We start from the raw sequence: 12,651 nt of genomic DNA on the forward strand, positions 1-12,651 counted from the left end.
GGAGCACACGACATGAAGGGACCGGCCACCCGGACCGGCCTGCGCATCATCGCGGGCGAATGGCGCGGGCGCAAGCTCGCCACTCCTGAGGGCGACACCACCCGCCCCACTGCCGACCGCACGCGCGAGACGCTGTTCTCGATGCTGGCGAGCCGTCTTGGCACCTTCGAGGGGCTCAAGGTGGCCGACCTTTTCGCGGGCTCGGGCGCACTTGGCCTCGAAGCGCTCTCGCGCGGGGCGGCGCATTGCCTCTTCGTCGACCAGGACGCCGCTGCGATCCGCGCGATCCGACGCAACATCGCCAACCTCAAGGCGCAGGACCGCAGCGACGTGCGCCCGGTCTCCGCGCTCGCGCTGGGAACGGCGAAAGAGGCTCTCGATCTCGTCCTGCTCGACCCGCCCTACGACACCGGCGCGGGCGCGGTCGCGGCCGACAAGCTGGCGCGGCTGGGCTGGATCAATGAAGCGACCTGGGTCTCGATCGAGACCGCCCGGGACGAGAGCATTTCCGTGCGCGGCTTCGAGGTCGAGGCGACCCGCGATGTCGGCAAGGCCCGCCTCCACATCTTGCGCAAGGTCTGAGGAAAAAGCCGCAAAGCACTTTCCTGAAACGAAAAAGGGCGCCGGAAGAACCGGCGCCCTTTTTTGCTGAAACTGTCCTGATGGAATCAGGATGCGGGCATCTCCTGCCCCGTGTCCTCGGGATAATGGTCGAGCGGGCGATTGCCGAAGTTGAGCCCGGCCTCGCGCGGATTGATACAGCCGTCAGTGGCCTCACCGCGGCACACGTCGTAGACCTTGCCCTCGACCCGAACCTTCGCAGCCACCCCGCGCGCGTCCTTCTCGACGACCTCAGGAGATGCCGATGCGCTCTGCGCCTGAGCGCAAAGGGGCAGTACGGCCGCCGCAGCGGCGCAAGCAATAAGACTTTTCTTCATAATCTTACTCCCATTTCTTAAAGCCCCTTGCACGCAGCCCGCAGCCGCCTTCCCGCGCTGGCGGACCGCCGTACATCCCGGGGCCGATCACTCCATTTCGACGCATTGGCCGGGGGAATTGTTCCGGGACGGCGACGAAGCGACCTTGCACCGGGTTAATCCGTTCCCTAGTTGTTCACGTGTGACCGAGAGCCATTCCCCCCTGCCCGCCGCGCCCGCCCATCCTGCAGGCGCCGACGCGTCCAATCCCCTCATCGCCGGACTGAACGAGCCCCAGCGCGAAGCCGTCCTGACGACGGAGGGGCCGGTGCTGATGCTGGCCGGTGCAGGCACGGGCAAGACTTCGGCGCTCACCCGCCGCCTTGCCTTCCTTGTCCAGAGCCGCCTCGCCTGGCCGAGCGAAATCCTGTGCGTCACCTTCACCAACAAGGCCGCGCGCGAGATGCGCGAGCGCGTCGGCCAGCTGGTTGGGCCCGCGGTCGAAGGGATGCCCTGGCTCGGCACCTTCCACGCCATCGCGGCCAAGATGCTGCGCCGCCACGCCGAACTGGTGGGCCTGGAATCAAACTACACGATCATCGACACCGACGACCAGCTGCGCCTCCTCAAGCAGCTCATCCAGGCGGAGGGGGTCGACGAGAAGCGCTGGCCCGCCAAGCAACTGGCCGGGTGCATCGACCGCTGGAAGAACCGTGGCCTCAACCCGCGCGACCTCGACGCGCGCGAGAACGAGGCCTACGCCGAGGGCAAGGGCCAGCATTTCTATCATATGTATCAGGAGCGCCTGAAGGCGGTGAACGCCTGCGATTTCGGCGACCTCCTGCTCCACATGCTCAACATCCTGCGCGAGCACCGCGACGTCCTCGAACATTACCAGCAGCGCTTCAAGTACGTCATGGTCGACGAATACCAGGACACCAACCAGGTCCAGTACCTGTGGCTGCGCCTGATCGCCCAGCACCGCCGCAACATCTGCGTGGTGGGCGATGACGACCAGTCGATCTATTCCTGGCGCGGCGCCGAAGTCGCCAATATCCTGCGCTTTGAAAAGGACTTTCCGGGCGCCAAGGTGATCCGGCTCGAACAGAACTACCGCTCCACGCCGCAGATCCTGGCCGCCGCCTCGGGCCTCATCGACGAGAACACGCAGCGCCTGGGCAAAACGCTCTGGACCGAGCGCCATGGCGGCGACAAGCTCCACGTCGTCGGCGTCTGGGACGCGCCGGAGGAAGCGCGCCGGGTGGGCGACGAGATCGAACGCCTCGAACGCGAAGGCGCCCCGCTCGACCAGATCGCGATCCTCGTGCGCGCGCAGTACCAGACCCGCGAGTTCGAGGACCGCTTCATCTCGATCGGGATGAAATACCGCATCGTCGGCGGCTTTCGCTTCTACGAGCGTGCGGAGATCCGCGATGCCCTCGCCTATCTGCGCGTCATTGCCCAGCCCGCCGACGACCTCGCCTTCGAGCGGATTTACAACACGCCCAAGCGGGGGCTCGGGGCCAAGGCATTGGAGAAGCTGCACCTGCTGGCGCGTCGCCGAGGCATCCCGCTCGCCAAGGCCGCGCTTGAAATCTGCGACACCGACGAACTGCCCGCCCGCGCACGCAACACGCTGCTCTCGCTGATGCGCGATTTCGCGCGCTGGCGCGACATGGCCAGGGAGGAAGGCCCCGCCGACCTCATCCGCACCGCCCTCGACGAGAGTGGCTACACCGACGCGCTCCAGGCCGAACGCACGCCCGAGGCCAGCGGACGCCTTGAAAACCTCGTCGAGCTCGCCCGCGCGATGGAAGAGTACGACAGTCTTGGCGACTTCCTCGAACACGTCAGCCTTGTCATGGACAATGACGCGCGCGACGATGAGGAGAAGGTCACGATCATGACCATGCACGCGGCCAAGGGGCTGGAATTCGACAACGTGTTCCTGCCCGGCTGGGAGGACGGCGTGTTCCCCTCGCAGCGCTCGCTCGACGAAGGCGGGCTGGCCAGTCTGGAGGAAGAGCGCCGTCTCGCCTATGTCGCGATCACCCGTGCGCGCCGCAAGTGCACCATCCTTCATGCGGCGAACCGGCGCATCTACGGCCAGTGGACCAGTTCGATCCCCTCGCGCTTCATCGCCGAATTGCCCGAGGACCAGGTTGAGAGCGAGACCACGCTCTCGGGCGGTGCCTCGCTCTGGCGCGCGCAGTGGTCCGAGCACGCCGATCCCTTTGCCGATGTCGCCCGCGCCCAGCCGTCCCGAACAGTAACGCGTGGCCCCGGCTGGCAGCGCGCCGCCCAGCGCGAATTCGACACCGCACCCAAGCGCCTCAAGGAAACCACCCGCAGCGCCGCCAGCTTCGCCTCCAAGCCCCGCACCGACATCGAAGTGGGCGCGCGCGTCTTCCACGAGAAGTTCGGCTACGGCACCGTAGCGGCGCAGGAAGGCAACAAGCTGGAGATCGAGTTTGAGAAATCAGGCTCAAAGCGGGTCCTCGACAGCTTCGTAAAACCCGCCTGAAACATACTGAAAAAGGGCCGGAAGATATCTCCCTTCCGGCCCTTTTTTCTATCCGTTCGTCACATGTCCGCGGCGTCGATCTCGGCCTGCCAGGGGTCGTCGCGGAAGTGGACCTTGCCATCGGTTGCGAAGTCCATGATCTGGCCGTTTGCCTCGGCATAGGGCTTCCAGGCCGGCAGACCCCAGCCGGTGGACGGCGCACCGGTCCTGGCGAAATTGACCAGATAGCTGCTCATCGCATCACCCATCGCGTTGTCGCGCACACTTGTCTCCTCGCCATACTTCGCCCTCTGCGTATCGAAGAAGAAGGGGATGTCGGTCGCGTGCTGGGCGCCCGGTGCGGCCACCGAATCCGCGACGTAAGAGAAGCGGTATTCATAGACCGGCACACCCTGCTCGCCGATGACCTTGGCCAGCTTGCGCGCGCCCGCGACCATCTGCCCCTCGACCCCGCCGATGTCGGCGGCCGTCGCGCCGATCATCACCGGGACATGCGCGAAGTCGCCGCTCTCGAAATTGCTACGCTGGGGCGCGGCGGTGACGCCATCGATGACGGGCAGCGTGTAGGTGACAGGGCCTTCCTGCGGCGCGAAAAGCGCCATGAGGTTAAGGCCATCGACCACGTCCTCACCCGAAAGCGCGCGCAACTTTTCCAGAGCGGCGGGGCCCGTGCCGGTGATCCCCTTCTTCTTCGCAAAGGCCACACCAGCCTCGTGCGCGGTCTCCATGCTCGACTTGGTGAAGCCCTTGCCGTTGCCACCCGACATGACCACCGCCTTGTCGAACAGGCCCTTGGCCGCGGGAAGCGTCAACAGGTTGTCGACCGAGTTTCCGCCCGCACTCTCGCCCGCAATCGTCACGTTGTCCGGGTCACCGCCGAAGGCCGCAATGTTGCGCTTCACCCATTCGAGCGCGGCGACCTGGTCCATGTAGCCGTAGTTGACGAGCTTGCCATTATCGGGATCGGCCTTGGTCAGCGCGGGATGCGCGAAGAAACCAAAGCGCCCGATGCGGTAATTGAAGCTGAAGACAAGCACGCCCTTCTTCGCGAGTTCCGCCCCCGAATAGGTCGCTGGCGAAGCCCCGCCGTTGATGAAGCCGCCGCCATAGATCCACACCAGGACGGGCAGCTTGCCCTCGGCCTTCTCCGGGCGCCAGACATTGGCGTAAAGGCAGTCCTCCGCAGGCGGCGTGCCGAGCGGCGCGGCATCGCCGCCAAAGGGCTTCTGCATGCAGTCCGAGGCATAACTCGTCGCCTGGCGCACACCCGACCAGGCCTTGGCGGGCTGCGGCGCGCGCCAGCGCAGATTCCCCGTCGGCGGGGCCGCGAAGGGAATGCCCTTCCAGCTCAGGACCCCATCCTGTGCCACACCGGCCAGAGTACCTGTCTCGACCTTGGCCGTGGGAGCACTCTCCTGCGCGCTGGCCGCAACGCTCAGCCCCGCAAGCACGAGAGCGGACATAACCATCGGAATTTTCATCAGTAACCCTTCCATTCGAACGCACGTCGACGCGTCCGTTCGTTGCAATCGCACCTGCCAGAGTGGAGTTCCCGTGCCAGGAGGCAAGCGCAAAAAAGCGCGCTGTCCATGGATCGGCTTGCAAGCCCGCCGCCATCTGCGCATCCTGCGCGGCACATGTCCGGAGGGGAGGACCGCCATGAACACCACGACCGCGACCACGCCGTCGCTCGACCGCCGCCGCCTGCTGGGCACCTCACTGCTGCTGCCCGCGTTCGGCGCGCTTGGCCTTCCCGCGCGCGCGCTTGCCGCCGACACGCCGCAAGGCGCAATCCTGCGCCAGCTTGAGGCGGGCCGCGAGGCGGACATCGCCCGGCTGCGCGAATGGATCGCCCTGCCCTCGATCGCGGCCGAGAACCGCAACATGCCCGACGGCGCGCAGATGATGGCGCGCCTTGCCCGCGAGGCCGGATTCGAGAGCGTCGAAGTCGTGCCGACCGATGGATTTCCCGGCATCTTCGGCGTGATGGACAACGGCGCCGCAACGACGCTGGGGCTCTACTTCATGTACGATGTGAAGCAGTTCGACCCGGGCGAGTGGTCCTCACCTCCGCTTGAGGGACATATCATCGCCAAGCCCGGATGGGGCCAGGCGCTGGTCGGACGCGGGGCAATCAACCAGAAGGGGCCACAGGCGACGCTGCTCGCCGGGCTGCACGCGATGCGCCGGGCCGGGATCAGGCCGCCTGTAAATCTTGTTCTCGTCGCAGAAGGGGAGGAGGAAATCGGCTCGCCCCACTTCAAGCAGCTCGCCACCCATCCCAAGGTGCTTCCCGCGCTGAAGCAGTGCGCCGGGATCTTCATTCCCGCCTGCTGGCAGGGGCCCGATGGCGAAGTCTCGATCAACCTGGGTGCCAAGGGCGTGGTCGAACTCGAACTCATTGCAAGCGGCGAAGCTGGGGCCGTGGTCCGGTCGGTGACATCCATTCCAGCAACAAGGCCAGCGTCGATTCGCCGGTCTGGCGCCTCGTTCAGGCGCTCCAGACGCTGGTGACGCCCGACGGGAATACCGCCGCCATCGACGGCTGGTTCGAGAACGTGCGCCCGCTCACCGCCCGCGAGAAGGAGCTGATCGCCTTGTCGGCGGCGAACACCGACGAGGCCAAGGTCAAGGCGATGATGGGGGTCACCCACTGGATCGACGACCTGCCCTTCGAGGCCGCGATCACGCGCCAAGCCAGCCAGCCCACGGTCAACATCGAGGGGCTCGTCGCGGGGTACACCGGGCCCGGAGGCAAGACGATCCTGCCCGGGCGCGCGGCCGCCAAGCTGGACCTGCGCCTGGTCCCCAACCAGACCCGGGCCGAAGCCGAGCGCAAGCTGCGTGCGCACCTCGACGCCCATGGTTTTCCCGATGTCGAGATGAAGGTGACCGGTGGCTACGATCCCACCGAAGTCGCCGAGAATGCCCGCCTGATCCGCGCGCAAAAGGAAGCCTACGCCGCGATGGGCGTGAAGGCCAACCTGTTCCCGCGCCTTGCTGGATCCTGGCCGGGCGCCGTCTTCACCGCGCCCCCGGTGTCCATTCCGGCAACACAGTTCGGCATCGGCCATGGCAGCGGCGCGCATGCGCCTGACGAATATTTCGTGATCGATTCGACCAACCCCAAGGTCGCCGGGATGTCCCGTGCGAGCCTGGGCTTCGTCGAACTCATGTACCAGCTGGCAGGCACCTCCTGAGGCGCGCGCCAGTCGGACGCTCGTTTCAGGAAATGGCGGAAACCGCGAGGAAGTCCGGGATCGGGCCGTTCCAGTCGCCCGCCGCTTCGAGCGCGGGCGCGGCTACCGGAGGCTCGGCCCGGCGACGCGGCGCGCGGCCCTTGGGAGCGGGAGCCTCAGTCTCGACCCTCTCCTCGACCACGGGGGCCGGAGCGGGCTTGGCCGCCGCCTTGGGAGCGGGCTTCGCCTTGGCCGGAGCCGCAGCGGTCCTGGTGGACGTCTTCGAGCGGCTGGCGCGCTTGCGCGGCGCGGGAGCGGCTTCCGCCTTTTCGCCAGCAGGAGCGGCTTCTGCGCTGTCCGCAACCTCGCCGAACAGCGGGATCACCCCACCGGTCAGCTTCTCGACGTTCTCCACGGCCTCGGCATCGTCCGGGGTCACGAGGGTGAAAGCCCGGCCCGAAGCGCCGCCACGGCCGGTGCGGCCAATGCGGTGGACGTAATCGTCCGGATGCCAGGGCGTGTCGTAGTTGAAGACGTGGCTCACGCCCTTCACGTCGAGGCCGCGTGCGGCGACGTCGGAGGCGACGAGAATGTTGATCTCACCCGACTTGAAGCAGTCGAGCTCGGCGATGCGCGAGGATTGGTCCATGTCGCCATGGATCTCGCCAGCGGCAAAACCGTTCTGCTTCAGGTTCTTGGCCAGTTCACGCACGGTCGTCTTGCGGTTGCAGAAGATGATCGCGGTCGACACGTTGTCGGTGCGCAGGATCTCGCGCAGCGTCTCGCGCTTCTTGCGCGCGGTGACCGGCACCTTGAACTGGGCGATGTTGGTGTTGGTCGAGGCCGGACGGGCGACTTCGATGTACTTGGGGTTCTCGAGGAAGCGATCGGCCAGCTTCTTGATGACCGGCGGCATCGTTGCCGAGAACAGCAGCGTCTGGCGGTTGGTCGGCAGCTTCGAGCAGATCGTCTCGATGTCGGGGATGAAGCCCATGTCGAGCATGCGGTCGGCTTCGTCGATGACCAGCAGTTCGCAGCCCGTAAGCAGGATCTTGCCCCGCTCGAACAGGTCCATCAGGCGGCCCGGCGTCGCGATCAGGACGTCCACGCCTTCCTGCAGCGCCTTGACCTGTTCGCCCATCTGGACGCCGCCGATCAGCAGCGCCATGCGCAGGTCGTGGTTCTTGCCGTACTTGACGAAGTTGTCCGCCACCTGCGCGGCGAGTTCGCGCGTCGGCTCCAGGATCAGCGAACGCGGCATCAGCGCACGGCGGCGGCCATGCGCGAGCACGTCGATCATCGGGAGAACGAAACTGGCGGTCTTGCCGGTGCCGGTCTGCGCAATCCCGATAAGGTCCTTCATCATGAGGACCGGGGGGATCGCCTGCGCCTGAATCGGGGTCGGTTCGCTGTAGCCTGCGGCTTCCACCGCTTGCAGCAATTCGTCAGACAGGCCGAGGTCGGCAAAGCTCATATACGCTCAGTTTTCCGGATAAGGGATGCGGGACAACGTGTGTTCTTGGCAATGCACGCGCCACTTCCGACCCGCGCATCACGATTGCGGGCCCCTAGTCCCATTGGTGCACAAAAGTCAAGGAAATCCGCAGAACTCGCGGAGAAATGCAGGTCAGTCCCGAATTCGGACAAGTTCGTGCATGCGGGTCAGACTGCATTTGGTGCCACTGCGCGACTGCAGCTTGTCGCGCTTGACGCAGACCTTTCCGTCTTCGTTGCCCGCAAGATAGAAGCCGGAATAGAAATCCATGGCACGGCACGAATGGTCAAGCTCCGCGCTCACCACGCGCCGGTCACGCATGAAGAAGATCAGGCGGTTGCCGCGTTCGGGCTGAACCCCAGCGATTCCCGCAGCGGCAACGCACTTGCTCATGGGCCGCTCTTCGTAGCGCGGCGCGCCCGGCCCGCCAGGCATGGCAATGCCGCGCATGTCGGGGGGAAGCGGCGCCCGGCCACGTGGCGATATGCGGATCGTCATGCGCCGCTCGATGCGCACCTGCCAGGCGGGCTCCGGCTGCACGCGGCGCATCTCCTCTTCGCGAAAGGCAAGAGCCTCCGGCGCATCGTCCGGAACAACCGTTTCGGGCCAGAGCTGCGCACGCGTGGTCTCATGCCCCCACGCCCCACTGTCCCGCGGCTGCAAGGCCGAGGACGCCGGCGCCAGAAACGCCAGCGGTATCAGCAGGACGGATGTGAAACTCATTGCAGACCCATTTCCCCGACGCACGGTGATGCCGCAAGCCGACCCCTAGCGCAACAGCTTGAACGCCTGCTGAACCTTGCGCCCGGGAACCGCGCACACCTGCAAGAGGGGATGAAAGTGCCAGGGGGCTGTGCCATAGACCCGCGCAGATGAGCACCTTCGACACCTTCCTCGCCGAGGCCGACGCCCTGCTTGGCCCGCGTGGCCTGACCCGCGATGCAGACCTGACCGCGCCCTGGACGACCGACTGGCGCGGCCGCTTTCACGGCGCCTGCCTTGCCCTTGCCTCGCCGGCTGACACAGCCCAGCTGAGTGCGCTCGTGAAGCTCTGCGCAGCGCATCGCCTGGCGCTCGTCCCCCAGGGCGGCAACAGCGGCATGTCGGGGGGCGCCACCCCCTCCCCCGATGGAAAACAGCTCCTCGTCTCGCTGCGCCGGATGAACACGATGGGCGCCATCGACGTCGCCGAGCAACGGGTCACCTGCGGGGCGGGCGTCGTGCTCCAGAGCCTGCACGAAGCCGCCGAGGCACAAGGCTTGCGCTTTCCCCTGACACTGGGCGGCAAGGGCTCGGCCACCATAGGCGGGCTCATCTCGACCAACGCCGGCGGCACGCAGGTACTGCGCCATGGCTCGATGCGCGCCATGGTGCTGGGCATCGAGGCGGTGCTGGCCAGCGGCCAAGTCTATTCGGCGCTGACGCCGCTGCGCAAGGACAACCGCGGTTTCGACCTCAAGCAACTCTTCATCGGCGCGGAAGGCACGCTGGGTATCGTCACGGCGGCAACACTGCAGCTTGTACCAGCCATCGGTGAGCGGGTGGTGATTTGGGCGGCGGCTCCCTCGCTCGGCGCGGCGCGCCAGTTGCTCCAGCGCTGCGAGGAGGCGCTCCCGGGTGCGGTCGAGGGCTTTGAGGTGCTGCCCCAGCCCTGCCTCGACCACGTGCTCGAATACCTTCCCGAGGCCCGCGCGCCGTTGGCCACGCGCGCGCCCTGGCATGTGCTCATCGAAGCGGTCGCGCCGCGCGATGCGCCCGCAGGATCGGCTACGGACTTGCGCGACCAGTGCGAAGCCGCGCTGGCGAGCGCGCTCGAGGACGGGGTGATCCTTGATGCCACGATCGCGGCCAGCGAGGCTCAGGCCGAGGCGTTCTGGACCTTGCGCGAATCCGTCTCGCCCGCCGAGCGGGCGCAGGGGCCCGCCGTCCAGCACGACATCTCGGTGCCCGTGGCGGACATGCCCCGTTTCATCGAAACGGTCAGCCCCCAGCTCGAAGCCGAATGGCCGGGCACACGCGCCGTCGCCTTCGGGCACCTGGGCGATGGCAATGTCCACTTCCACATGATTGCCCCCCAAGGCGTCGATCCTGCCACCTGGTATGCGGGTGAGGCCAAGGCCATCAGCGCGCGCGTCCATGATCTGGTCACGCAGTGGCACGGTTCGATTTCGGCCGAGCACGGGATCGGCCAGCTCAAGCGCGACGAACTGGCCCGGCTGGCAGACCCGGTGGCACTCGGGCTGCTGCGCGCGGTCAAGTCCGCGCTCGATCCGCAAGGTCTCCTCAACCCGGGCAAGTTGATGAACTGAGTAGAAGTCCCCTAGTGGCGGGAACCCTCGGCTTGCACGGCCGCAATCAAGCCACTAAAGCCACCCGCTGATCTTTTTTGAAACCTCGATCGCGGAGAGTATTGCAATGGCCACTGCGCCACAGAATCCATCCCTTCCCTTGTTCTACAAGGATCTGGTGCCGCTCAATTCGCAGCAGCACGCAAGCTGGAAGACGCGTTCGACCGACAAGGCGACCTGGCTGGCCGGGGTAAACTCGATTCCCCTGACCGTCGAAGAGTTCCCGCAGGCGCAGCGCCACTTCCCGATCATCTTCACCGGCACCGACCAGCCGATCCCGCTCGCGCTGATGGGCATGAACGAGGGCGTCAACGTCTTCGTCGAGGACGACGGCACGGTTCCCAACCCGGTCTACATCCCCGCTTACGCGCGTCGCTACCCCTTCATGCTCGCGCGCCTGCGTCCGGACAGCGAAGAGCTTTCGCTTTGCGTGGACCCCAGCAGCGACCTGATCGGCGAGATCGAGGAAGGCGAGGCCCTGTTCGCCGACGGCCAGCCGACCGACACCACCAAGAACATGCTCAAGTTCTGCGAGAACTTCGAGATGGCGGGGTCGAAGACCGGCAACTTCATGGCCGAGCTCAAGAAGCACGACCTGCTCATGGACGGTGAGCTCAACATCGACATCGGCGGCGGCCAGCCCTTCAACTACCGCGGCTTCAAGATGGTCGACGAGAACAAGCTGCGCGAAGTGCGTGGCGACATCCTGCGCCAGTGGAACCAGAATGGCCTCCTCGCGCTGATCTACGCCCACCTCTTCTCGCTCGACCTGGTGCGCGACATCTTCGGCCGCCAGATGCAGCAGGGCAAGGGCCCGCAGGCCCCCGCGCAGGCTCCCGCCGCGAACGCCTGACCGGGGCGCCTGACCCGGCACGCCGGATCCCAGGCAACCCTTCAGGGCCTCGCGCCCGACCGGGAATACCCGCGGCCCGGGTGGACGACGCAGACGCGAAGTCCGCCCGGGCCACTGCTTTTGAAGGTTGCCGGACCCTTCATGACAAAAATGTCACAATTGGATTTGATAATCCGGTCACGTGATTTTTTAACTGGACATGATGCGCAATTTTTGCGTGGAAGAATCGCTTGAACTCGGCACAAGGTTCGCTATGTTGGAGCCAGCCTGATCGGCGCTACCCTCATGGCCCGATCGGCTGGTGCACTCGATGTGCACCTCCTCCCTGAACCTTGGCCACCTCGCGCGTCGCGCGGGGTGGTTTTTTTAGGTCTGCCTGCGCGAGGCGCCAGACCTTGTATGGCTACTGCGCGGCGAGCGGCCAATCCTCGCCGCCCTCCTCAGCCCCGCGCGGGCGCGCCAGCTCCATGACCGCCGCAGCCTGGGCTCGAACCAGACCCGCAAGCTGCTCCACCAGAACGTCCACGCCCGCGCTCGGCGTGCGCATCTGCGCATCGAGATAGCACGTCCGGTCAATCTCGACCTGGAGCGCGTGAATGCCGCGACGGGGCGCGGCATGACGGTCGAGGACATAGCCCCCGGCATAGGGCCGATTATGCGCTACAGCGCGCCCGCAACGGGCAAAATGGGCAAAGGTCGCGGCGATGACCGCGCCATGGCAACTCGCCCCGAAGCGATCCCCGATCACGATCTCGGCGCTGGTCTGGCCGGGCCGGGCCTGGAGCGGCGGCATCGAATGCAGATCGACCAGCAGCGCCACACCCCAGCGCGCGCGAATTTCCGCCAGGCGCTGCGCGAGCGCGGCATGGTAGGGCGCATGGACCTGCGCGATCCGGGCCTCGACCTCCTCGCGGCGCAGCGAACGGCGCCACAATTCACCAATACCGGGCAGACGCCGGGGAATGAGGCCAAGACCACTGCGCGCCCGCGGCGAAAGCACCCCACGCGATGCGCCCGCTACCCTTTCGCCGGGCATGCGTTCGACCATGCCCCAGTCGACATCCTCGGGCGCGCGGTTGAGATCGATCATCGCCCGCGGCGCGTGGGCCAGGAGCAAGTCGACGCCGGTCGCCTCGGCCACGCCGCGCGCGAGAATATCGACGTAGCGATCTTCCAGCCGCACACTGGCCTGCCCCGCTTCGCGCAGGTCCCCCAGCAGCGCCTCGGGATAGGCCCGGCCCGCGTGCGGCACGGCCAAGAGGATCGGCATCTCCCCCGCACCGCCGCCGTGGAGCGTGTAGGCAGGCTGCTGCCCCGGATGCCCCGGCACATTGC

At 66.5% G+C, this 12,651-nt stretch carries 11 protein-coding genes; 6 read left to right on the plus strand and 5 right to left on the minus strand.

The genetic code is table 11. From position 1 onward, the window contains the following. The first annotated feature begins 12 nt into the window (after positions 1-12). On the plus strand, positions 13-582 hold the full coding sequence (rsmD, locus tag MBENS4_RS20770; RefSeq protein ID WP_039394358.1) for a 16S rRNA (guanine(966)-N(2))-methyltransferase RsmD: 570 nt from the start codon (positions 13-15) through the stop codon (positions 580-582). Between the two features lie 86 nt (positions 583-668). Here the strand turns inward: rsmD and MBENS4_RS20775 are convergent, their stop codons facing one another. After that, positions 669-938 (minus strand): hypothetical protein, encoded by a 270-nt coding sequence (locus MBENS4_RS20775; RefSeq protein WP_039394361.1) that lies wholly within the window; start codon positions 936-938, stop codon positions 669-671. A gap of 202 nt (positions 939-1,140) precedes the next feature. Between MBENS4_RS20775 and MBENS4_RS20780 the strand changes: the two genes are divergently transcribed. Further along, entirely contained in the window at positions 1,141-3,441 is a 2,301-nt protein-coding gene (locus MBENS4_RS20780; protein ID WP_039395687.1) for an ATP-dependent helicase, read from the plus strand. Positions 3,442-3,500: 59 nt separating this feature from the next. Here MBENS4_RS20780 and MBENS4_RS20785 read toward each other — a convergent pair whose 3' ends face one another. Beyond that, positions 3,501-4,910 (minus strand): carboxylesterase/lipase family protein, encoded by a 1,410-nt coding sequence (locus tag MBENS4_RS20785; RefSeq protein WP_084592312.1) that lies wholly within the window; start codon positions 4,908-4,910, stop codon positions 3,501-3,503. A 190-nt stretch (positions 4,911-5,100) separates the two neighbouring features. Here MBENS4_RS20785 and MBENS4_RS27485 point away from each other — a divergent pair, with 190 nt between their 5' ends. Beyond that, positions 5,101-5,955 (plus strand): M20/M25/M40 family metallo-hydrolase, encoded by an 855-nt coding sequence (locus tag MBENS4_RS27485; RefSeq protein ID WP_340140856.1) that lies wholly within the window; start codon positions 5,101-5,103, stop codon positions 5,953-5,955. Further along, entirely contained in the window at positions 5,883-6,641 is a 759-nt protein-coding gene (locus MBENS4_RS27490) for a peptidase dimerization domain-containing protein (protein ID WP_340140864.1), read from the plus strand. Before MBENS4_RS27485 ends, MBENS4_RS27490 begins: the two co-directional genes overlap by 73 nt. 25 nt (positions 6,642-6,666) lie before the next feature. Here the strand turns inward: MBENS4_RS27490 and MBENS4_RS20795 are convergent, their stop codons facing one another. Continuing rightward, complete coding sequence (locus MBENS4_RS20795; protein ID WP_039394369.1) at positions 6,667-8,094, minus strand: DEAD/DEAH box helicase; 1,428 nt, start codon at positions 8,092-8,094, stop codon at positions 6,667-6,669. A gap of 153 nt (positions 8,095-8,247) precedes the next feature. Further along, positions 8,248-8,838, minus strand: coding sequence for a hypothetical protein (locus MBENS4_RS20800; RefSeq protein WP_039394372.1), 591 nt, complete (start codon positions 8,836-8,838; stop codon positions 8,248-8,250). Positions 8,839-8,987: 149 nt separating this feature from the next. On the opposite strand from MBENS4_RS20800, the gene MBENS4_RS20805 reads away from it, so the two are divergent. Together MBENS4_RS20805 and MBENS4_RS20810 are read left to right on the plus strand one after the other, a co-directional pair. Next, on the plus strand, positions 8,988-10,424 hold the full coding sequence (locus MBENS4_RS20805; protein ID WP_039394374.1) for an FAD-binding oxidoreductase: 1,437 nt from the start codon (positions 8,988-8,990) through the stop codon (positions 10,422-10,424). A 106-nt stretch (positions 10,425-10,530) separates the two neighbouring features. After that, a complete protein-coding gene (locus tag MBENS4_RS20810; RefSeq protein ID WP_039394377.1) occupies positions 10,531-11,316 on the plus strand; it encodes a SapC family protein in 786 nt (261 codons plus the stop codon). A 403-nt stretch (positions 11,317-11,719) separates the two neighbouring features. Here MBENS4_RS20810 and MBENS4_RS20815 read toward each other — a convergent pair whose 3' ends face one another. Continuing rightward, complete coding sequence (locus tag MBENS4_RS20815; RefSeq protein ID WP_039395690.1) at positions 11,720-12,646, minus strand: N-formylglutamate amidohydrolase; 927 nt, start codon at positions 12,644-12,646, stop codon at positions 11,720-11,722. Positions 12,647-12,651: the final 5 nt, after the last annotated feature.

This window comes from Novosphingobium sp. MBES04, from assembly GCF_000813185.1.
Classification (GTDB): Bacteria; Pseudomonadota; Alphaproteobacteria; order Sphingomonadales; family Sphingomonadaceae; genus Novosphingobium; species Novosphingobium decolorationis.